24 protein-coding genes are annotated in these 21234 nt (G+C 49.0%); 9 read left to right on the forward strand and 15 right to left on the reverse strand.

Features of this window, described 5'->3' with window-relative positions; genetic code table 11:
• Positions 1–149: 149 nt before the first annotated feature.
• From NYE29_RS03590 to NYE29_RS03600, 3 genes are all read right to left on the reverse strand, one after another.
• Entirely contained in the window at positions 150–1847 is a 1698-nt protein-coding gene (locus NYE29_RS03590; RefSeq protein WP_340894413.1) for a methyl-accepting chemotaxis protein, read from the reverse strand.
• Positions 1844–3157, reverse strand: coding sequence for an ABC transporter substrate-binding protein (locus NYE29_RS03595; RefSeq protein ID WP_076111251.1), 1314 nt, complete (start codon positions 3155–3157; stop codon positions 1844–1846). The genes NYE29_RS03590 and NYE29_RS03595 overlap by 4 nt, the downstream gene beginning before the upstream one ends.
• Before the next feature lie 279 nt (positions 3158–3436).
• Positions 3437–3601: a hypothetical protein gene (locus tag NYE29_RS03600; protein WP_179091764.1), complete on the reverse strand. Its 165-nt coding sequence runs from the start codon at positions 3599–3601 to the stop codon at positions 3437–3439.
• Between the two features lie 194 nt (positions 3602–3795).
• On the opposite strand from NYE29_RS03600, the gene NYE29_RS03605 reads away from it, so the two are divergent.
• The 6 genes from NYE29_RS03605 to NYE29_RS03630 all read left to right on the forward strand — a co-directional run bounded on the left by NYE29_RS03605 (position 3796) and on the right by NYE29_RS03630 (position 8355).
• Positions 3796–3984 carry a hypothetical protein gene (locus NYE29_RS03605; RefSeq protein WP_340894414.1) on the forward strand — a complete coding sequence of 63 codons (189 nt, stop codon included), beginning with the start codon at positions 3796–3798 and terminating at the stop codon, positions 3982–3984.
• 157 nt (positions 3985–4141) lie between these two features.
• The gene (locus tag NYE29_RS03610; RefSeq protein ID WP_340894415.1) at positions 4142–5050 is read left to right on the forward strand and encodes a helix-turn-helix transcriptional regulator; all 909 of its coding nucleotides are present in this window, start codon (positions 4142–4144) and stop codon (positions 5048–5050) included.
• The gene (locus NYE29_RS03615; protein ID WP_340894416.1) at positions 5040–6032 is read left to right on the forward strand and encodes a hypothetical protein; all 993 of its coding nucleotides are present in this window, start codon (positions 5040–5042) and stop codon (positions 6030–6032) included. Before NYE29_RS03610 ends, NYE29_RS03615 begins: the two co-directional genes overlap by 11 nt.
• Positions 6033–6082: 50 nt before the next feature.
• A complete protein-coding gene (locus tag NYE29_RS03620) occupies positions 6083–7051 on the forward strand; it encodes a hypothetical protein (protein WP_340894417.1) in 969 nt (322 codons plus the stop codon).
• Between the two features lie 75 nt (positions 7052–7126).
• On the forward strand, positions 7127–7546 hold the full coding sequence (locus NYE29_RS03625) for a MarR family winged helix-turn-helix transcriptional regulator (RefSeq protein ID WP_340894418.1): 420 nt from the start codon (positions 7127–7129) through the stop codon (positions 7544–7546).
• A 140-nt stretch (positions 7547–7686) separates the two neighbouring features.
• Positions 7687–8355 carry a hypothetical protein gene (locus NYE29_RS03630; RefSeq protein WP_340894419.1) on the forward strand — a complete coding sequence of 223 codons (669 nt, stop codon included), beginning with the start codon at positions 7687–7689 and terminating at the stop codon, positions 8353–8355.
• A 110-nt stretch (positions 8356–8465) separates the two neighbouring features.
• On the opposite strand, the gene NYE29_RS03635 is transcribed toward NYE29_RS03630, so the two are convergent.
• The 6 genes from NYE29_RS03635 to NYE29_RS03660 all read right to left on the reverse strand — a co-directional run bounded on the left by NYE29_RS03635 (position 8466) and on the right by NYE29_RS03660 (position 13108).
• A complete protein-coding gene (locus tag NYE29_RS03635; RefSeq protein WP_340894420.1) occupies positions 8466–8930 on the reverse strand; it encodes a GNAT family N-acetyltransferase in 465 nt (154 codons plus the stop codon).
• Between the two features lie 373 nt (positions 8931–9303).
• On the reverse strand, positions 9304–10176 hold the full coding sequence (locus tag NYE29_RS03640; protein WP_340899599.1) for an IS3 family transposase: 873 nt from the start codon (positions 10174–10176) through the stop codon (positions 9304–9306).
• A complete protein-coding gene (locus tag NYE29_RS03645; protein ID WP_340893796.1) occupies positions 10173–10469 on the reverse strand; it encodes a transposase in 297 nt (98 codons plus the stop codon). The genes NYE29_RS03640 and NYE29_RS03645 overlap by 4 nt, the downstream gene beginning before the upstream one ends.
• Positions 10470–10607: 138 nt before the next feature.
• Positions 10608–11447, reverse strand: a complete 840-nt coding sequence (locus tag NYE29_RS03650; protein ID WP_340894421.1) for an AraC family transcriptional regulator — start codon at positions 11445–11447, stop codon at positions 10608–10610.
• Between the two features lie 171 nt (positions 11448–11618).
• The gene (locus NYE29_RS03655; protein WP_340894422.1) at positions 11619–12587 is read right to left on the reverse strand and encodes a DUF4367 domain-containing protein; all 969 of its coding nucleotides are present in this window, start codon (positions 12585–12587) and stop codon (positions 11619–11621) included.
• A complete protein-coding gene (locus NYE29_RS03660) occupies positions 12584–13108 on the reverse strand; it encodes a sigma-70 family RNA polymerase sigma factor (RefSeq protein ID WP_340894424.1) in 525 nt (174 codons plus the stop codon). Before NYE29_RS03660 ends, NYE29_RS03655 begins: the two co-directional genes overlap by 4 nt.
• 195 nt (positions 13109–13303) lie before the next feature.
• Here NYE29_RS03660 and NYE29_RS03665 point away from each other — a divergent pair, with 195 nt between their 5' ends.
• Positions 13304–13483: a hypothetical protein gene (locus tag NYE29_RS03665; RefSeq protein ID WP_340894425.1), complete on the forward strand. Its 180-nt coding sequence runs from the start codon at positions 13304–13306 to the stop codon at positions 13481–13483.
• Positions 13484–13519: 36 nt separating this feature from the next.
• On the opposite strand, the gene NYE29_RS03670 is transcribed toward NYE29_RS03665, so the two are convergent.
• A complete protein-coding gene (locus NYE29_RS03670; RefSeq protein WP_081965701.1) occupies positions 13520–13681 on the reverse strand; it encodes an aspartyl-phosphate phosphatase Spo0E family protein in 162 nt (53 codons plus the stop codon).
• Positions 13682–13906: 225 nt separating this feature from the next.
• On the reverse strand, positions 13907–14323 hold the full coding sequence (locus NYE29_RS03675) for a MarR family winged helix-turn-helix transcriptional regulator (protein ID WP_340894426.1): 417 nt from the start codon (positions 14321–14323) through the stop codon (positions 13907–13909).
• A 270-nt stretch (positions 14324–14593) separates the two neighbouring features.
• Here NYE29_RS03675 and NYE29_RS03680 point away from each other — a divergent pair, with 270 nt between their 5' ends.
• Together NYE29_RS03680 and NYE29_RS03685 are read left to right on the forward strand one after the other, a co-directional pair.
• Complete coding sequence (locus tag NYE29_RS03680) at positions 14594–15727, forward strand: stalk domain-containing protein (protein WP_340894427.1); 1134 nt, start codon at positions 14594–14596, stop codon at positions 15725–15727.
• A 53-nt stretch (positions 15728–15780) separates the two neighbouring features.
• Positions 15781–16560: a TatD family hydrolase gene (locus tag NYE29_RS03685; RefSeq protein ID WP_340894428.1), complete on the forward strand. Its 780-nt coding sequence runs from the start codon at positions 15781–15783 to the stop codon at positions 16558–16560.
• A gap of 49 nt (positions 16561–16609) precedes the next feature.
• Here the strand turns inward: NYE29_RS03685 and NYE29_RS03690 are convergent, their stop codons facing one another.
• From NYE29_RS03690 to NYE29_RS03705, 4 genes are all read right to left on the reverse strand, one after another.
• Positions 16610–17179 carry a histidine phosphatase family protein gene (locus tag NYE29_RS03690; protein ID WP_340894429.1) on the reverse strand — a complete coding sequence of 190 codons (570 nt, stop codon included), beginning with the start codon at positions 17177–17179 and terminating at the stop codon, positions 16610–16612.
• Between the two features lie 607 nt (positions 17180–17786).
• Entirely contained in the window at positions 17787–19061 is a 1275-nt protein-coding gene (locus NYE29_RS03695) for an MFS transporter (RefSeq protein ID WP_340894430.1), read from the reverse strand.
• Between the two features lie 94 nt (positions 19062–19155).
• The gene (locus tag NYE29_RS03700; RefSeq protein WP_340894431.1) at positions 19156–20295 is read right to left on the reverse strand and encodes a winged helix-turn-helix domain-containing protein; all 1140 of its coding nucleotides are present in this window, start codon (positions 20293–20295) and stop codon (positions 19156–19158) included.
• Between the two features lie 171 nt (positions 20296–20466).
• Positions 20467–21144, reverse strand: a complete 678-nt coding sequence (locus tag NYE29_RS03705; protein ID WP_340894432.1) for a YjgB family protein — start codon at positions 21142–21144, stop codon at positions 20467–20469.
• Positions 21145–21234: the final 90 nt, after the last annotated feature.

Consider the following 21234-nt stretch of genomic DNA (forward strand, 5'->3'; position numbering starts at 1 on the left):
GATTTTAGATCATTATAGCACGGAGGAAAACGCACCCGACAAGGCATTTAGTCCTTGCTTTTTGGTTGGTCTATTGTGTATTTATCCTGCCATAATTTGATAAAACTATGAAACCAGGAAGAAACGTTACCCTCTTAACAATAGATTGATTAGACTGAAAACTTCGAAATACTTTCCTGAAGCTCTTGAGCGAGCTCGGACAGCATTCTTGAAGCCGTTGCAATTTCCTCCACACTGGCCAACTGCTCTTGCGCCGAGGCGGATACGTCATAGGTCCCCTCGGAGGAGGCCAACGTGATCCTGTTGATCTGCTCAAAGGCAACTACCAGTTCATGAGTTTCATGCGACATTCCTTGGGAAGCATCCGAGACGCCTCCAATCTGTTCATTGATTTCTTGTATGGAGGCTTCGATTTCGGCAAAGGATTGCCCGGCGGTCTGGACGGCATGAATGCCGGCCTCCACTTCCTTCTCCCCTTGACTGACTATTACGAGGGTCCGGCTTGTCTCCGATTGAATCGAATGAATCACCTCAGAGACGCGTTTCCCGGATTCTGCAGTCTTCTCCGCAAGCTTGCGCACCTCACTGGCTACTACAGCAAAACCCCGTCCATGCTCTCCTGCTCTTGCTGCTTCGATCGCCGCATTTAGCGACAGCAGGTTCGTCTGGTTCGCTATATCCGTAATAATCGCGATAATTTCGCCGATTTCTCTGGAGCTTTCGGCCAAAGTGCTGACCACTCCTGAAACCTCACTTACATTTTTTGATACAGCCGATATTTGGTGAATTGCTGATTCAACCGCCTGAATCCCTTTGGTGGCCAGATCGGATGCTACATCCACCGATTCCTTGACATGAATGGAACGCTCCGCAATTTGCGCGGCCTCTCCGTCCATCTTCTGAACAAGCGCAACGCTGGCTTCGATACTGTTCACCTGCGTCTGCGCTCCTTCCGCTAATTTCTCCGTAATGGACGCAACATGCTCCGTAGCTTGTCCCGTTTGTTCCGCGCTGGCTGTCAGCTCTTCCGATGAAGCGGCAACATGCTCCGCATTCGTGCCCACTTCCCGGATCAGATCACGCAAGTGGTTGCCCATGTTATTGAAGGCCTCAGCCAGTTGCCCAATCTCGTCCTTATTCTTGATCTCCACCAGAGTATTCCGCAGATCCCCTCCGGCAATTTGAACCGCCATCTTCTGGAGCTTCTGGATCGGGTTCGAGATCGCCCTGCTGATCAGAGCCGCGGCCAGAGCTCCCAGAAGCAAGGCTGCGCCTGTCAATGCAATGACCAGCTTCTTAGTAGCCGATACATCACTGAAGGTTGCATTAGCTTCCAGCTCCAGCTCCTCCTCCTGAAGCTTAACAAACCGTTCTGCCGTACTGCTGAATTTACTTAGAACAGGTCCCTGCGTTTGCAGGATCTCCAGATAATCGCTGTTATTCCGCTTTTTACTGTCGATAACTTGCATAGCAGTACCGCTGTAATGCTCCTGCAGGAGATCGAGTCCGGCGAGGATTTGTTTGTCATCACGATCGGTAGTGAGCAATTTCAGCTGACCAAGAGCAGTGCGGAACTGATTCTTCGCTCCCTCAAAGTCAGCTACTTTGGACTCATCTCCATCAATCAGGAAACTGCTGATGCTTGCCCTTTCCTGCTCCACTGCAATTCGCAAATCCTTGATCAGTTGAACCGATTGGGATTTGTTCGTCAGAAGTTGTGTGTAGGTATCATTGACCTTGGAAAGGTAAAAGTAGCTGGTGAAGGCTACAACCAGCAGGAGGATCAGAATCAGACCGAACCCGCCGTATAATTTATTTTTAATCGTCATGTTTCTGAGTGTGCTCATTTCGCTGCCCCCTTATCTGTTGTGTCCAGAATTGAGGTGGCTTCTGCCCGATAACTCTTAGCTGCTTGTTCCGGGGTTATGCTGCCGTCCAGCACACGTTCCAGGATGATTTTATAGGCATTGTCAGCAATCAAGGCGCTGCTTGGAGCAGGAGGATCGATTGGGGATGAATGAGTCTTGAGATAGTCAAGCAGCTCGTACTGTTGTTTTCCCCCTTCATCCAGCTTGCCGCTGAGCTGTGCAGCAATCACAGTGGAAACAGGAACTCCCCGTTCTCCCTTCAGAATGTCATTGGCTGCCGCATTATTAATGAAGAAATCAATGAACTTGGCTGCTTCTTCCGGATATTTAGAATAGGATGACACCGCGAGGAACATGGAGGGTTTGATAAAGCGCCCTTCTTTGTCCCCGGCCTTCGGCAGCGGCAGCAGCTTGATGGTTCTTCCTGCCTTGCTGCTCAAGATTGTCGATGCATTGCTGGAAACGGAGAAGAAGGCCGTCTTCCCGGTTATTACCGGATGATTCTCATCATTGCTGACTCCCTTAAATGAGCCTATCAACCCTTCCTCTGTCCATTTTTTATAGAGGGTGAAATAATCCGCCAGATCTTTGTCATCATCATATCCAAGAGCCGTTCCCTCCGCATTGTACATGGATACGCCTCGGGTTCTCAGAAAATAACTCACAGCAAACATATTCCCCATCGGATAGAAATCGGGATCATCTATAGTTTCTTTTAGTTCTACAAGTGTCTTGTACAGCTCATCTATTGTATAGTCCTGGGAAGGTGCCTTAATGCCTGCCTCCTGAAGGAATGCCGGATCATAGATCAGAGCTTCTGAATTAATGCCGATATTGACCGCATATAATTCATCATTTTTCATGCCTGGAGCCAGGTACTCCGGGGGAACATCCGATATGGAAAGACTCTTATTCTTAATATAAGGGCCAAGCGGTTCAATGAGATCCCGATTAATATAATTGAATATAAATCCATAATCCCCCTGAATAATATCAGCAGCCTTCTGATCCGCCGTATCCATAGCCAGACGAGAAGACAGCGCATCTGTACCGGAGAAATCCTCCGTTACAATCTTGACGCCCGGATGCTCCTTCATATACAAATCAACTACCTTCTGCGTGTCCTCTTTGCGTTGCTCTTTCCCCCACCACACAAACTTTAGTGTAACCTCCTGAGCTGCCGCCTCTTCCTTGTTTCCGTCACCGGAGTTGCTGCAACCTACAATTCCTGTTAGGACCAGGAGGGCCCCCCACACCTTCAATAACCCCCATACTTTGTTTCCCCTCATAAAAGCCACCGCCCTATCTATCTACTGATGTCGAATAAACAAAAAAAATGTAGTATTTTGTACATTCAACAACTGTTTTCTTTATCGGAAAGTGATTCTGCTTTATGAACAGATAAGTGGAAACGGCTTCGCCGTCCTCAAAAGGACGGTATCCGTTTCAGCGAGAAATAGAAGGATAATTTATAGCGTGAAGCATATCAATTCTTATCTTTCAACAAAAAAAGCCCGCACTCTGCACGGACTCCTCATCTTAATATGTATTCAGTTTTGGGGACAGCTTCATGAATCCTTTAACATTCCTATGATGATAAACGTAGAAATATAGAGCACAAACATAATGGCCAGCACGAGGCGCATCCGGCTTTTGTTCTTCACATATTTATTCATCAAAAACATAATGACAGCTATTGCAGCAACGCTCAGAATTGTGATGATATTGTTCATCCAAACTCTCCTTTACAGTAGATTCTGCTAAGTATATAGGGGAAATTAATTCATTTATATAAAAAAGAGCATAAATATTGTATTTTATCTCATTTATTTGGATCAGGATTTATAAGAGGTACGACATTTTATGTCGCACCTCTTGTTTTATACTACGAAGGTACCATTCAAACTGTGAAATGAGGTTCAAGATTATGCCGAAAACAAAACGGGGCCGCGTACTTTGGAACTTGCCGTCACGGGGGCGGGGGACATGCCCGATCTGTGAAACTACGCGCATTAAACTACTCTATCCAAAAGTGAAGAGCGATGGAACCGGAAATAAGGTATGCAAGCGGTGCAGTAAAGCGCCGCAAGTCAAAGTTGATGCTATAACAGGCTAAGCGTATCCTTAGTCGGGGGTGCCTCTCTCTTTTATGCGTATATGCATAAGACAGGTGCAGGCATCCTTGTTTCATTCCGCCGGGTTCCTTATACTCGAAGATAAACAAACACAGGGCCAAGCTCTGATTCCCATAATCATGAAAGGGAGCGTCTTACTTGAGCCATATCCACCGTATTCAATGGTTCGACCAGCAGATTAAGGCGGGGCGTTATCCGAACAGTAATCATCTGGCCGGGCAGTTCGAAATCTCCAAGCGCCAGGCTCAGCGGGATATCGAATACATGGCCTCTTCCCTCCGGGCTCCGCTGCAATATGTGGCGAAGCAGCGCGGGTATTGCTATAAGGATGACAGCTTCATGCTTCCCTATCTCTATATGACCGATCAGGAAAAGCAGATTCTGAAATATTTGGCTTACCGGTACAGCCGCTATAATTACGAGAATGGAGCGGCAGTACGGCGGATTGGCAGCCTGCTGGAGCGGCTTACCGATGACCAGGAGCCCGGTGTAGAGGCACAGCTGCCGATTTTTACGGTAAATGTACATGTACTGCAGTATATTGAGCTGCTGGAGCATGCCATCAAAGAATGTATAGTTGTAAGAATTGTTCATGATGGGCAGGAGGGTGAACAGGAAATCTGCCCGTTGAAGCTTGTTAACCACTACGATGATGACCATGTCATTGCCAAGACGGCAGAACATAGTCCGCCCCAGCACTTCCGGCTATCCTCCATCCGTTCTTTGAAGCTGACTGAGCGGCGGTTCAATGGAGAAGCCGACGGCGGACTGCGGCAGGAACAGGTCCGAAAGCTCAAGCCTTTTACGGCACAGATCCGCCTGGCTGCTCCACCCAAAGGAGAATCATGGCTCGGATTTCCGGTACATCTTATAGATAAAGACATTTATGAAGTGGATTTTTTCGATCCGGAGATGTTCGTGCAGCATCTGCTCACTACAGAATGGCTGCAAATTTTGGCCCCCCAATGGCTGCAAGTCAAAATAAGCAGCAGATGCCAAGCGATGCTTGATTTGCTGAATCCACAGGAGAATCCAAGTGAACCTTAATAATATTCAGATGAAACGTGAATCGAAGTCTTTTACAGACGCCTTATATGCCATCCTGACAGCCGCGCAGCGGTTTGAAGGACCAAAGTATATGCTCTCCGGGCTTAGCGGCATGGCCTTCAAATTCTCAGTGCACCGCAGGCTTCTGCCTATGTCGGTCACGGCATACGGCCAGTGGGGAAATGAACATGCACCTGCCATTGATAATCTGGGGATTCACACGGCCTATGACGGCGGACGCACAAGGCACAGCTCGTTCGAAGTGTATCAGCAGGCTGCCATCGCTTGGATCAAACAAAGCATAGATGCCGGTGTGGGAGCGTTGTATTGGATTCCGGAGTTCGGGGTAATTCACGGCTATGATGATGCGGATAAGGTATTTTATCTGCAGGACGGCTGGTCCGGGGAGAGCCAAGTGGTGTTGTATGACAATTTCGGCATCAACTTCACCTCCTTCTGGTACTGCCAGGTGTTCGGCAATCAGGTAGAGGTTCCCTTGAAGGATGCGGTGCTCGAATCTCTCCGTCTGGCACTCTATGACTGGGAGACACCTTACAAAACATGGCCGGATAAGGAAATCGCCTCAGGCCGGCTCGCCTATTCATACCTGATTCAAGCCTTGAAGCTGGGAGACTTTGATTCTTCGGGTGCCGCATATATTCTGGATTCCTACGTATACGCACGAAGGGAGATCAGGGATTATTTGCAGGAAGTACATCAGCTGATCCCGGGACTGGATGAAGTTCATCACATATACAGTGAATTGGCAGACCTAATGACGGAAGAACTTGCAGTATCTCTGCCTTCCTTTAATGGAACAGGTCAATTGGCTGAGCACCGTCAAGCCTCATTATGTGCAGCGCTGGCCAAAGCTGAGGCCCTCGAAGAACGCGCAATGGAACGGGTCCGGATTGTGTCCGAACGTTACCCTGACCGCAAACGTTCTATTGTGCCCAGATGGGGCGCACATTCGGCAAGGTAATATTTAAGCGCGTGCTATGAACAAGAACGGCGGAAAGAAGGAATTTATTCATGAGTAAAGTCATTCTCCATTCGCTTCAATACCGCCAGGAATCGCATTCGTTTACAGATGCCCTATACGGTATTTTGACAGAGAAAGGCTGGTTCACTTTGCCGAAATGTATGTTGTCCGGAATGACGGCGGCCTGTTTCCGCTTCTCCGTTCACAGGCAGCTCCACTCCGATTCGGCCACGGCCTACAATTGGATGGCGGAGCATCTTGTAGCTTGTGACCTGATTGGAGTAACCGCCTCCCAAATGGGCGGATTTAATTTCACACCTACCTTTCCTCTCTACCAGCAGCAGGCCATCTCTGATATCAAAGCATGCATTGACCGCGGAACGGGCGCAGTGGTATGGAAAGACCGGTTTGTTATTGTGAACGGATACCATGAACAAAAGCAGCTATTTTATTATTTGGACGGGATAGCAGATTCCTGCCAGGAACTCCCCTTCTTAGCATTAGGGCGGAACCTCTCTCCTTATGCCTACTATCAGGTCTACGAGAAGCAGATCGAGATAGATGTGCTGCAGGCCATTAAAGAATCTTTCATACAAGCGGTCTTCAAAGCGGAAACCCATGACATCATGCTGCCGGAGTCCGGTTATGCATGCGGGCTTGCGGCTTATGATGCCATTGTAGAAGCACTTCGTTCCGGCTGCTATGACGCTGAAGGAGCCACCGAAACATTTTTTGTCTACGCTGCTGCCAAACAAGATGCGGCAAAGTATGCACAGGAAGTCCTGGCGTACTGGCCAGCTGCAAAAGAGATCGCCGCACATTATACCCGGTTGTCGGAAATATTCGAGGCGATCACGCAGGTTGAACTTCATACGCAACCTCTCCCGCCTTCCGGGTTAAAAGAACTAATAACCTTATTCGGCGATGCCAAGGCAGCCGAAACCGCCGCCATTCAGTCGATCCGTCACTTGCTGCGTGAACCCATTGCCAACCGTTTTCACGATATTGGACTGCGCTAGCAGAAGCAGGTACGCTTGACAACAAAGTTATAGCTTCTATATATTTTAAGAACTATAACAAATTGGAGCGTGCCTATGAGCGCAGAAGAAGAGAAAACATTAGCTATCCATCAGGTGATGGATAGAATGGCAGCCGTCCAGCATAAATCCCAGGCCTTCGTTGACAGAATTAACAGGCAGGAATCCTTGACCCAGAACCAAATTATGCTGTTGTTCCAACTGCGGCTTACGGGAAAGCTGAATATCACCGATATCTCTGAACGATTCGTCATTACGCCGGGAGCCGCTTCCTCCATGTGCGATAGATTGGAAGAGGCAGCTCTAATTGAACGGGTACGCACCAAGGAAGACCGCAGAGTGGTCAATATCATACTTACGGAGCAAGGGGAACGGCGGATTCTTGATCTGTTTGACCGTTTCGCTACCGCAGAGCTGGACAAGATTGCCGATACACTCTCCAAAATTCAAATACTGATGGACGAAATTATTGAATAGCTCTCTTATCTGCGCAAGCACCGCCTCAGGCAACTGAAAGGCGGTGCTTTTTGAATGGATTATTATTTCATTGACTATATATTATTATATGTATATATTTTAATTATTAAAATAATATCCGGCAAAAGGGGGCTCTACTCATGATACATCTGGACAAACACACTTCGGTGGCAGATGCGTTGAATCATCCTCCGCTTAAAGTAAGAGGCTCTCTCATCCGCCGGGAGGATATCACCTCTGCCTCCGTAGATGTATTCGGTCACTTGAAAGCGCTGGGCAAGGTTACGACGGGACGGCTGAAAGTGTCTGGAGAATGCTCTATAACAGGTGCCTGTCTTGCTGCAAAGGTAGAGAATTTCGGAAGCCTGCGTTTACACAGCCTGCAAGCCGAACATATCCGTTCCTCCGGATATGTTGCGGCATCGGAAGCAATCCATACGCTGACCTTTCAGGGGGAAGGCGCTGTGCGGGTGAACAGCCTTACCGCGAAGGAATCCATTACGATTCTGCTCGGTTCTTCCTGTACTGCGGATCAGATCAGAACGGACGGAACCCTGATAGTCAGGCGCTCCTCTCTGCTGCTTAAGCGCCTAATGGGACCGTTCCGCAAATTGACTGCCCGCTTGATTCAAGGGGGAGCCATTGAGCTGGAGCACACCACAGCTGAGCTTGTGTGCGGGGAGCAGATCCGGGTTGGACCCGGTTGCGATATTCAGGAAATCCGCTACAGCGGAAGTCTGCATGTTGACCCGAAATCGAAAGTGGGCAGAGCTGTGCATACGAACGGATCTGGAGGGCCAGTATCATGAGCAGCCGCATGGATTCCCGACCCAATGCAGCTGCCTTCCTCGTAAAGGGCTTCACCCTGCTCGATGCCTATGAAGCTGCCTCCGGTATGTGAATTCCTAAATCCTGGAGGTCATCTTTCATACTCAACTATGGTTTCTCCGCTCGAGGCATCCTGAATCTCTCCGATCCGTATGAACCCAAGCTTCTGATAGAGATAATGATTTCTGACTGCCCAAGAGGGCGTGTCCAATGTCCATTTCTGTGCTGAGGGATAAGTGTCAAACAGGAAGCGGAAGGCCTCCTGGCCGTAGCCTTTATTCTGATAATGCGGGTCCATATAGATCCGTCCAAGATGACATTTCTCCCCGCCGGGAGCAGGAAAGACGATCATTCCGCCAATGATGGCATCATCGGCAAGCAGCTTGTAATAGTGGCCCTTCTGCATCATCTCTGCCTGCCAGGCGCTGGAATCATAGCCCGGCGGCCCGTCTTCTTCTTTATTTTGGAACTGGCGCGCGTCCTCGTTGAAGGTTTTCTTCTGTATTTCGGCTAAGGTCTTGGCGTCCTGTGGTTCAGCTAGTTGAATCGTAATCATATATGTTCTGGCTCCTTTGAATTATTCATCTTATTAGTTTAGTTGTGAAAGGAGTAACTGCTGTACCGCTGCAAAAAAAAGGGGTGATGTTTTGTTCCTTCGGTTACTGTATTCGAGGTTCATAGTCAGGGATTCAGCTGACTGGACGACAGTCTTGGATTAAAGGGAAATATGCCCGGAATATTGCGAGAACAGTCTCTTAATTGCATTTTATAGGGAATTCATCCCTATAATTCCATCATAAACACCACATACGACTGGATCCACAGAAATAGCGGGCAACATTCCCGTTCATTGCGAAAAAGTGCTGATTCCCTAAAAATTAGCGGACGTTTTGGACCTCCGTCAAGAAAGTGGACATTAAAAAATGAAATTAGGCTGCTTTTTGTTTGAATCTAGCTGCAAACTGAACCGGCGATACGTAGCCCAGAGCACCATGGATTCGCTTGCGGTTATAAAAAAATTCAATGTACTGGTAGATGCCATCATAGGCTTGTTTCTTCGTTTTGAATCGGGTACAGTACACAAACTCTTTTTTCAATAGGCTGTGAAAAGATTCAATGCAAGCATTGTCGTAGCAGTTGCCTTTGCGGCTCATGCTGGCCTTCATGCGGTATTTCACCAAACGTTTACGGTAGTCGGCTGAGGCATACTGTGAGCCTCGATCCGAATGGTGAATGAGACCTTTCTTTGGGCGTTTGGCCTTGTAGGCGTCTTCTAGAGCGCTCATTACCAGATCTGTGGTCATCCGGTCGTCCAGCCGCCAGCCTACGATTTCCCGGGTGCATAGGTCAAGCACGCTGGCGAGGTACATCCGTCCTTCCCGGCAGGGAATGTAAGTGATATCCGCGACCCAAGTTTGATTTGGTTTTTCGGTGGAGAATTGTTGGTTTAGCAGATTAGGTGCAACCGGTAAGGTGTGGTTGGAGTCGGTCGTGTTTACGCGGAATTTCTTTGCTACACAGGAGCGCAAGCCCAGCTCTCTCATGTATTTCCCTACGGTACGCTCACTGATCTTGTGGCCTTCGCGCTGGAGAAGAATCGTGATTTTAGGACTGCCGTAGCAGCCTCCTGTATCGTTAAAATGATAGGTAATTCGCTGGAGAAGCAACGCCTTTCGGGTCGCTTGTGGGCTTGGTTTTGCCGTTCTCCATTTGTAATAGCCGCTCCGCGATACCTCAAGGACACTGCACATCTTCTCCACACGAAACCGGGAGCGATGATCTTCGATGAACTGAAATCTCAGTTCTTTGGATTGCTGAAGATGTGCACTGCTTTTTTTACGATGGCCATTTCCTCCGCCATATCGGCTAGTTGCTGTTCTTTTTCCCGCAACTGTCGCTCCAGTTCTCGTACCCTTTCGGCGCTGGCCACGGGCTCGTCTGGGAACTGCCGGAACTTGCCCAGCCATTGATGCAGGGTTTTAGCGGGGATATCCAGCTCCTGGGCCAGTTCCGCCACCGTCTTAGTCTGCTCCTGGATGTACTTTACCGTCTGTTTTTTAAATTCATCATTGTAGCTTTTTCGTGTTCCACTCATGTGGACACCTCCTCGTTAATCTCATTATTCCTGTTCTCTTAACGAGTGTCCACTTTTAACTCTAACAGCATTTTTCCCGGTACTTCTGTTGAACGCTTGCGACTCTAAGTATCCAAATTTTACGTTCAACGTTTCTGATTACTCAATGGGAAAATAAAGATCCATCACCACAGATTCCCCGGTCTCCTGTACTTCCTCCAGCCAGTAACGCTCTTTGTCACAGGCTGTTTGGTATCCCCTGCTGTTCACCCAAGCCGCGAGCTTCTTCCAGCCGAGGGGTATACGCTCAAAAGGATCGGCAAAGGGCTCCGTAATCCGCAATATTGCGTACCTGCAGCCCTCCACATGCTTACACGTTATACCTTCAGCCAGTGCCGGAATATCCTGACCCAGTACAACCCAATATTCATACCCCCGCAGACCTTCCTGCTGCTGCTCTTCAGACACAGGAACATCAAAACCAAACCTTCTTGTCCCGGCGCCGATCCCCGTTTTCGCTGACCACTCACTCATAAATGTGATGACCTCCGCCTCAGGATCCTTGCTGATTCTTACGCCGCTGGCGGTAATCATCGTGTGGAGACTGTCAATTCTGACCTCACTTAAATAATCCATTAGAATGCCTCCTGTACTGTGGTTTAAGCTTTCCTCTAACAACGGTTTGGGAGGGATGGAGTAGTTAGCACTCCGGCATCTGCTTGGAATTTGGCCGAACTCCTGCAGAAATGCCCTGCTGAACGCACGCTCAGAGCTATATCCATAGTCCATGGCAATATCTAAAATCCTTCTTCCACGAATCAGCTCATTCATCGCATGGCAAAGCCGTCTCCTGCGGATATACTCCATTAAGGTGACATCCAGATGAATACTAAACAACCTGTGGAAATGAAATTTCGAGAATCCGGATACGCGTGCACAATCCTCAATCGTAATCGGTCCTTGCAGATTCTCTTCAATGTAATCAATTGCTTTCTGCATATACTCCGTATATCCCAAGCCGTTCACATCCTCGTTGCAACGATTACCTTCATTATAATCACCCGGCAAACAGACTACCGGACATTTATTGCTAAGTCCATTTATAGTGAGAAGCATATAAATTATATGTAAGCAAAAAGATCCCCCGTTAAGGAGATCTCCTGTTCCATCTCAGCGGATTGATTCAGCAATCTGCATGATTTCATCGCGGTCTAAACCTTGGGTGCTCAAGCTGTATAATACGCCGTCTGCTTCCCAATCCAAGCTTTTGCTATTCATTAACACTGCGTCGATCCCGTTCACCTTCACCTGCTCGATCTTGCCGTCGGTCGACATCTCATAGGCCGTTTCATGATCAGCATAAGACTGCTGCATCCAGAACTTTATGCCTTTCTTCTCACTGGTGAAGATCAAGTCGACATATTTGCTGCTGATCCCGTCCTTTCCCTTGTAAAGCTCTCCGTGGTCAAAGGCAATCCCTTCAGGTAAATATTCAGGCAGCTTCACTTCAAAAGCAGCGTATTTATTCAGCTCTGCAAGTGTCTTGACGCTGAAAATACCAGCGGCTTTTTCCTTATCCAGCACATCCTGCTCCTGCTGTGTGACAGGTTTGCCATCAACAAAATCCACAATCGGCTCGCCGTCCGCCGTAAAGATCTGCCCCCTCTCTATCTCCTGGTCAAAGGATACTACCGGATGGCCGTCCTTATCATAAATCTTGCCTTTCATCTCTTCCGGAATTTCAGGGATCTGGTCCGGATCCATCTCATTCGCGATGATATGTCCCAGATTAATGGTCTGAAGCACCCGGCTCAGAACCTCCTGTGCAAAGGATGGCTTGACCACAGCTCCGCTTACCGCAAATGCTACAAGCAGCGAAGCCGCAATCATTACCGGCCGTTTGAAGCTGCGGGAAGAGCTCCTTCTGAAACCAGCCTGCACTTTGCCGGTCCGGCTTCTAACCTTGGACCAAACTGCCTGCTGATCCGTATTGCGGCTGAAATCATGTTCGGCCAACACTTGTCCAAGCTCAAGCAGCTCACGGTATTCTTCGGACCCCTTCCATTCACCAGAGCCCGCTTTGTGAACACCGTTATCCATATCCCTCGCAAAACGTTGCGCGGTATCCTTGTTTTTCACAGTTCATCGACACTCCCTATTTCAGATTTGAGTTTTCTCATACTCCGGTAGAGAATTACGCCTACATTACTCTCGGAAATCCCTGTGAGCAGAGCGATCTCTTTATTTTTCAAACCGGCACCGAATTTAAGCGCTACGACATTCCGCTCCTTGACAGCCAGCTTGTTCAGCGCATGATTCAGCCTCGTATTTCGTTCTTCCTCCAGCAGCAAATCCTCGGGGGCTTTTTTGCCGGACACCAGCTCCATAACTGTATCCAGTGAGAACAGACGGGTTCTCTTCCGGCTTCTGTAATAATCGTTCACAACATTTCTGGCGATGGCAAACAGCCACACTTCAAAGGGCGCCTTCTCACCGGAAAAGCTGTCCAGCTTAGACAACGTTTTCTCAAATACCAGGCTCGTCAGATCCTCTGCCGTATAACGGCAGCTGACCCTGTAAGCTATATAGTTATATATCCGCTTATAGTAGGTTTCAAAAATCGTTGTAAACTGCTGGTCTGTCTCTGTATTTTCCTGCATTCTCTCTAGAATAAAAGGCTGTAACAATGCGCGCTCTTGCATCCCTTAAGCTCTCCCTTCCTGCAAAATTTCACTTGGCCAAGTAATTTACTCCAGCTAATACGTGTGTACGCGCAGTTTCATTACAGGATTGGGAATTTATTACGAAACGGGAAAACCAGAAAGAGAAAATTAATCATTTGGGGGATCACCCTCATGGTGCCTGTCTCTCCCTTGGCATCATGGATGATTTCTTTGCTCTATGCGGACTTTGTTGCACATGATGGATTTGCAGGGATTGCGCTGCTGCTGCTGCTGATTCCGCTTTTTTGCCTGGCCGGATTGATCGTTCTGCTTACAGGGATTTTCCACAAAAAAGAAACGGGCACTGTGTAGTTCCCAGCGGACCGTTTCTTTTCCAACAACTATTAATTATACATTATTATCTAATTTAGTATATTTATTGATCAACTCATCCAGTAACATAGATTGTTTAATTACACTCGGGTGCAGCAGGCCAAACTGCTGTTCCATCTGATTTAGTCTGGCCCGCTCCACTTCAATCTGTTTCTGGATGACTTCTATCTCGTTCATTAGCACTACCCCCCGTAAACATTCTAGAGGTTTATGTCAAAATATAGGTGAAGTTATACAATGCATCAACATATAAAAAAACGCCGCTTGCGGTTTAGTTCCCGTTAGGCGGCGGTAAAGAGTCGACAAATATATATTTCAGAGGCGGAAACGGAATTACCGTAAACAGACCGAGGAAGTACAAGAAATATTCTTGTACCGCCTCGGCCCGTCTCCTGCCATTCTTCACAGTTTAATCTTTTCTAATAAGCCTAGCAGCTGCTGCTTCTCTTCCGGTGCGAATTCCTCATAGACCGCTGCCAGCAGCGACTCCGATACGGATTCAAATATCGGCTGAAGCTCCCGGCCTTTCGCCGTAAGAGACAAGCGAAAGATCCTCCCATCTCTTTGATCCTGCTCCCGCTGGACGTATTCCATGCGCACCAGTTTATCCACCAAAGCTGTAATTGTAGATTTGTCCTTATCAATGTAGCAAGACAACTGATGCATCGTTATGTATTCCTGGACAAACAGCTGGTATAGAATATCTCCGTGCGAGGGGGCGATACCTTGAAGATTGTGTTTTTTCAATTCCCGTTCGATGAACTTATTGCCACGCCGGTGAATGCGGCCAATGACCGCGAGTACATTATTTTCATTCATAATCCCATGTTAATTTTAAGCAAAATATGTGTCAAGCCTTTCCCCGTAAAGCCGCACTTCCCGGCGTAGATTTCTTCAATATTCCGCTTCCAGCCGGTGAATCCCTGTCGATCAGGGTGTGATTCCGGGTACCTTCACTACGTTGGCCGCTGGCACCTGACCCATTCGTAACAGCCTTGTTGTTGCTTTGTTAACAGATCGTGATCTGAAAGCAGGTGTTTTAATATATAATAAAATAGACTGGAACGTTTATACTTTGGAGGTTAACCTATGAAAAAATTATTCGGCGCTGCCGCGATCGCCCTGTTTATTGCAGGATGTACGGCTGCGTCTCCTATAGATACTGCTCACGCCGCTTCCCCCTTACTCCTTGCTGTGGATGGACAACCTGCTCTCACACCGCTTCATCCCTTCTATTCCGGAGGAATCTTGTATGTACCCGCAAGAGTCTTGCTCGAATATTATCCCTGCCAATTGATCTGGGACAATGTCCGTAAACAACTGACCCTCAGCGATATCAGCTCCAATACAGTCCTTATACCCGGCAGCTCAGCCATGCAAATCACCTATACACAAACAGACGGCAGCACTGAAGAAATGCAGGAAGGACCCGTCATCGTGAAGGACGGACATAACTATATCCCGGCTGATACATTGTATGATCTTACCGGAGCTGAAAGTAGGCTTGAGACCACAGGGAATACAGTATCCATTGTGCCCGGAAGTGTCAGCACGACGGTTCGGGTTCCCAAGGAGCCGCTTGCCGTTGCAGCGAACAACTCCAAGGTCAAACTATACACCGCGCTAAAGAACGGCGACACTTATAAAGGATTCATACTTGAAGTGAATGGCCGGAAACATAACTTCAATTGGTCGGCTCCAAGAATCCACAACTCTCCGCCCGAGCTTCACTATGCCGATGTCGATAACGACGGGAAGCCGGAAGCAATCGTCATTCTGACGCGGGGTACCGGAACCGGAATTGTTGCGCAGGAGGTCCATGTCGTAAAGCCTGAACTGTGGAAAGAGCTAACCCTCCCTGCAGCAGATAAGGCAGCTGCAGCTGCTATCACCTCCAGTTTAACCATTGATCAGAAGGATGTGCTGATCCGCCTTGAGGTCAAAGGAACGGCACCGTCCAAGCTAACACTGCGGCTTACCGGCCGTGCAACGGATAACGGTTTGGATTATTTCGGCAAGGAGGCAGGAATCGGCGCTGTTACCTATTACCAAGTAGAGGGCGGCAAACTGAAGGCAGAGACCAGTGTAATGGTCGGAATGCAAGAGAGTATAGGAACACTCATGCTGGAGTACAAGGCAGGCGGGAAGGGAATGGAACTGGGTTCAATCAAATTTGAGCCGGATGCTGCCATTAAGCCGAACATGGAGCCTAAGCAGGGGTAATTGAACAAAATCAAGAGTCTGCCGGAGACAACAGAAGGAGGTTCAAGAAACCAATGATAGATGCCCATATCCATCTAGAGCAATATACTGACATGGAGCTGGAGTCCATGTTGCTTGAACTGCCAGGACTCGACATCGAATCGCTGATCGCAGTCTCGATGAACCTGGATTCCTGCATCCGCACGCAGAAAATCGCCGCATTATATCCAGTCCAGGTAAAACCGGCCTATGGCTTCCATCCCGAGCAGCCGCTGCCTCAGGAAACCGAGCTTTACGCACTGCTGGACTGGATTGAACGCCATGCCGGAGAAATGACTGCCGTAGGTGAAATCGGATTGCCCTACTATACACGGGCAGAAGCACTGGAGCGGGGCGAAGCCTTTGAGATGGAGCCGTATATCAGGCTGCTGGATACCCTGCTTGGCCTTGCAGCCCGCCTGAACAAGCCCGTTGTACTGCATGCCGTATACGAGGATACTCTGACCGCTTGCGATCTTCTGGAGAAACACGGCATTACCCGTGCGCACTTTCATTGGTTCAAAGGCCCGGAAGAAGCTATTGTCCGCATGATCGAACGCGGATATCATATTTCCTTCACCCCGGATATTCTCTACGAACCGGAGATCCGCGACCTCGCCCTCCGTTATCCACCCAAGCTGGTAATGGCGGAGACAGATGGACCTTGGCCGTTCGAAGGTCCTTTTGCCGGGAAGCCTACCCATCCGGCCATGATCCGTGAAGTTGCAGCCGCCTGGGGGGCGCTGCATGGTTATTCCGCCTCCCAGGCGGCGGCCATGCTGACTGCGAATACGGCGAGGTTCTATGATTTCTAGATAGATACACGCAAACGGCTGTGTAATTGCCAACAAGTCAGAGCTAGCCCTACAGCGGGATTCTTTCTACACCTGACAATTTCTCACCGGTGAATTCCATCCGGTAAATATCCGGCTTCTTGGTCTGCATCAGAAACTCCAGTCCATAGTCAGCGGAAAAATAACCCATCATTAAGGCCATCACCAGACCATGGGTGCCGATGACTATGTTTTCTCCCGGGTGCTTCCGCAGGATACCCTTAAGGACTTGGACCGCCCGTGCTTGGCATTCGTTATTGGATTCTCCGCCCGGTAAGGCAAAATCCGCGTCTGCATACATCTTTCTTAGCGAAGGATATAATTCGTCTTCTGGCAACGGGCGGTTGCCTTCCATCCAGATTTTTTCTTTCAGAGCTTCATCAGGAACAATTTCCTGGCCCAGTTCTTCTGCTAAATGTGCTATCGTCTGTACCGCACGGACATAAGGACTGCTGTAAAATGCATGGATCCCTTCACTCCGCAATCTTGCCGTCACCTGACGGGCATCTGCTTCACCTTTGGGAGATAACCCGCGTTCCCTCTCATCTCCTCCGGTTTTGGGAGACTCTCCGTGCCGTACCATGTAAATGAAAGTACTCATTTCAAATAATCCTCCTGAAATTGTATTGCCGGCATTGAATTCTTACAATAACTGTAACTGCCTACAAGCCTGCGGCTGAAGCATACGCTTCTCCTAACACTTTCGCCGGGAGAATTCCATGTCCTCCTTCAACAAGAAAAATAGACCAACCAAAGGTTTCTGGATGACCTAATACTACGAAAGAGCCACGCGGGCTTGTTGGATATTTAAGTTGATTATGGGAAGCTCTATAGGGGAAGCCCACAGGAGAAGCCGTAAGTGCACTTTGTACAGTTATATCAGGGATATTTGCACATACGGGAGAGTTAGTTGTATTCTGTACAGCTAGAAATCGGCTAATTTTAGCTGTACGAAATACAATTAAAAGTAAAATCAGGCCCTGGGGAGTCACTTTAGCTGTACGAAATACAACTATAAATCTGCCACCCAGCAAATGAGGCAAAGTGAGAGGTCCAGCTTACCAAAACACAACTAAAATAACTCCAGGCACTGCTGCCCTACTAACTAATTCGTCCGCTGAACCAGCTTAACTACGCTGTCACGCCATTTAGAGCCACTTCCACTTCTATTGAGCACACTTCTATCCAGCACACAAATATCGACCACACTAGCTGACCTGTTCTACGGAACTTACTCTCTCCTGCTTTGCAACTGGCCAAAGCACACGTCCGAACACTATACCGGTCAGACCCAGAACAGCTTGGATGATGCCGAAGTTGACGAAGATTTGACCAGGACCGGCAAGTTCGACCAGCAGACCTCCCAGCAGCGGGGCAACAATCATCACGGCACCGAGGATCGTGCTCTGAATACCGAATACCCGGCCTGTCATATGTGGAGGCGTTTCTTTCTGCAGGCAATAATTAAAGGCCACAATAAACATTCCGTTCCCGATGCCCAGTACGAATCCCAGCAGCAGCACCCAGATTACAGAAGCTCCAGGCTGGAGCAATCCCAGGCCAAGAACTGAACCGCCGATCAGCACATAACCGGTGCCAAGTCTCCAGCCATATCCCGTTCCCAGCTTCAGCTTGTTCATGACGAGGATGATGAGCACAGCCCCCGCACCGGAAGCGGCAACCATCCAGCCCAGCAAGGATTCATTGGTCGGCGAAACCATCCGGAACAAGCTGGTAAATTGAAAATCAACCATCTGGATCGCCAATGCCCCGGTAAGTCCGAACAGCATCGTATTCAGCAGCACTCGGCTGTGCAGCATAAAGCTCCAGCCTTCCTTCCACATGGTGCGAAGCGGAACACGTTCTTCCGGTGACTCGGGAACAGGATTTGTCTCTCCCGCAGGAATGTTTCTTACCGAAAGCAGCAGCAGATAGGAGCAGACACGAAAAATGGCATTCAGTAAAATGCACCACTGCGGCGTGAGCACTGACAAGGCTAATCCGCCCAGCAGCGGGCCGGCAATTTTGGAGCCTTGATTCACAATGCCGTTAAGCGAGGTTGCCTGAAGCAGCTGGTCCTCCCTGACAATACTCCGGGTCATGGACTGCTGTGCAGGCACATTTAACGTAGAAACTGCTGCGCGCAGCGACAGCAAAGGCAGCAGCCAGACCATGCTGGGAGCGAATAATACCAGCACGGTCAGAACCGCGGTGAGCAGATCGCATAACCGCATCAGCTTCAGCTTGTTCATCCGGTCGGCGGCCACCCCTGCCACGGAGCCGAGCAATACGCTCGGCATTGCTATGGCTACCGGAATCAGCGCCAGCATCAGCGGGCTGGCCTGCCAGCGGTAGCCGACAAGCACTTGAATGGCCAGTGTATCAAACCAATCGCCAAAGGTTGCTGTGGCGAAGGCGCTGTATACACGCATGTATACTTTGTTATGCAGCAGGCTGGTTCCCTGCTTAGTTGAAGCCTCCATCTGTCATTCCTCCAGGTCACATTTAGAATCTAAGAATTGTGTAATTCATGATCCTACTGTAACGGAGAATTGTCAGAGAATTATCAGAGAGCTTTCAATATTGCTGCAACACATCCTCCAAAGACTGGGCGAGCCGGTCGAACCCCAATTCCTCAAGCTTGGCTGCAAATTGATTATCATATTTGTGCTGCAACGCTTGAGGAGGAGGGAACATCCGGCAGAAGTGATATATCCGGTACAACGCATGAAGAGGCAGAGGAACGAATCCGGTCATTTCCAGCACCTGCAGCCCTTCATCCAGCAGTTTCTCTGCTTCACGCCACTGCTTGTTGCGCAAACGACATAGTCCTTTGACTATTTTATAGCTGCCAATCTCCCGCAAAAAAGGCTTGTCCAACAATACTCCCTCTATAGCCTCGTCCAGCCGTTCCAGCTCAGCATCTCCGGTTCCCGCCACCAGATGCACAAACAGCTCCACAATCATCGTAACCGGAATGAAATTTTCATAACCGGGTTCAGCAATGACTTGATAGGACCTTTCCAGACGTTCCAGCGCCCTCTCCGGCTGCCCCGCCAAGGTGAACAAATCCAGAATTGTGAGGATCTCCAATTCCACCTGATCAGGCGGAGGCAGCAGTTTTTTCCGGATCACCTGCTCACAGTACGCCAGCTTCGCCTTGGGTTCGCCGGAGAAAAAGTAGAACAGCAGCAGGTAAAAAAGCCGGTCCTTCAAAGGCACCTCTTTCGTATACAGCAGCCACTCCAAATCCCCTTGCACAAAGTGAATAACCATGGAATAATGCGGGTCCAGCTCATAGCCGAGTATGTCCTGCTGACGCGCGAGGGTGAGCATCGATTTGCCCTGGCCGTATACATGAAACTTGCCGAACACGTCACGCATCGTATCGCGCAGCTCCGGATCATGCGTGGTTGGCGTAATCATCACACTGCCCAATCCCGGTACTGCCAGACTATAACCAAAGCCCCGTACCGTCTTGATATCAAGTCCTTTAAGTCCGCGGAGCTTTTTGCGCAGCCGGTAGATATGATCATCCACTGTCCGTTCCACCGGATACTCCAGCGGCCATACTTTATCCAGAAGCTGCTCCCGGCTGAAGGTACGCCCCCTGTTATGGTATAAAAACTGCAGGAGCGCAAATTCCTTAGGCAGCAGCTCGATCATCATTCCTTCGGCCGACACTTTGTATTCGCTCCCGTTTAATTCCAGATGCATAGCTGAACCTCTTTTCCACGGATGAATCTATCACTTTATTATAACAGCCAGCCTTCACACAGCTCCAGCGGGAAAAAGGCAAAAAGAGCAAACCCGCAACTTCCTGCAGGTTTGCTCTTCTTTCTACTCTACCTATCGCGCTTTGCAGCAGCAGTATCTCTTATCCGCAGATTATCCCGCCATATTGTTAACTGCATCCTGTTCGGAAAATACAGAGATATGATCCACGGTGCCGGAGGACTCCGGAATAATAAATTTGAGCTGGTATTCCTTGCCGGCTTGGTAAATGTAGATCTTATCGCTGCCGTTCACCGCAGTGCTGTCCGGCTTGCCAAGTACTTCTTCAATCTGCTTCAGAGTCAACTTCTGCAACTCAGCAGCGCTTGAGCGGACATCGAAGATCCGGCTGCCTTTATTGAAACCAAATACGGCATGTTTGTCGCTGTAGACTGAATACATCCCTTTACCCGCCGAATCCTTCGTGTCCGGCTCTCCCCATGCTGCTTCGACCTCATCTATTAATCCGCTGTGCGCAGCATATTCTACACCCGGCACTTTGCCCTGCTTGGCAAGCTGGAGCAGTTCTTCCAGCTGCTTGCTGCTATCCTGCAGAGCTGCGGCAGAAGACCCTCCAGCTCCAGAGCTTGGTGAAGCTGCCGCTGCCGGCTCCTCGGTTGGAGCAGATGAAGCGCTCGCTTCCGGCTGTGAGGTTGCCGGTACATCCGTACCAGCCGCCGTTGCCGGCGATGCAGAGGCCGCCGCCTGTTGATCAGAGGAATCACAAGCCGCGAGCCCGATCACCCCTGCCAATATAAAGATGCCGGCTATTGCTCTAAATGTTGTTGTCATCTTCTCATCTCCTTGACTGAACTGCTAGTACTGACGGAGGGAATTAGGGAAAGGTTGCAGAGACACCCTAAATCTAAGAACAACTTTAGG

Origin of the sequence: Paenibacillus sp. FSL M7-1046, assembly GCF_038007405.1 — a bacterium.
In the GTDB taxonomy this organism is placed as follows: domain Bacteria; phylum Bacillota; class Bacilli; order Paenibacillales; family Paenibacillaceae; genus Paenibacillus_AQ.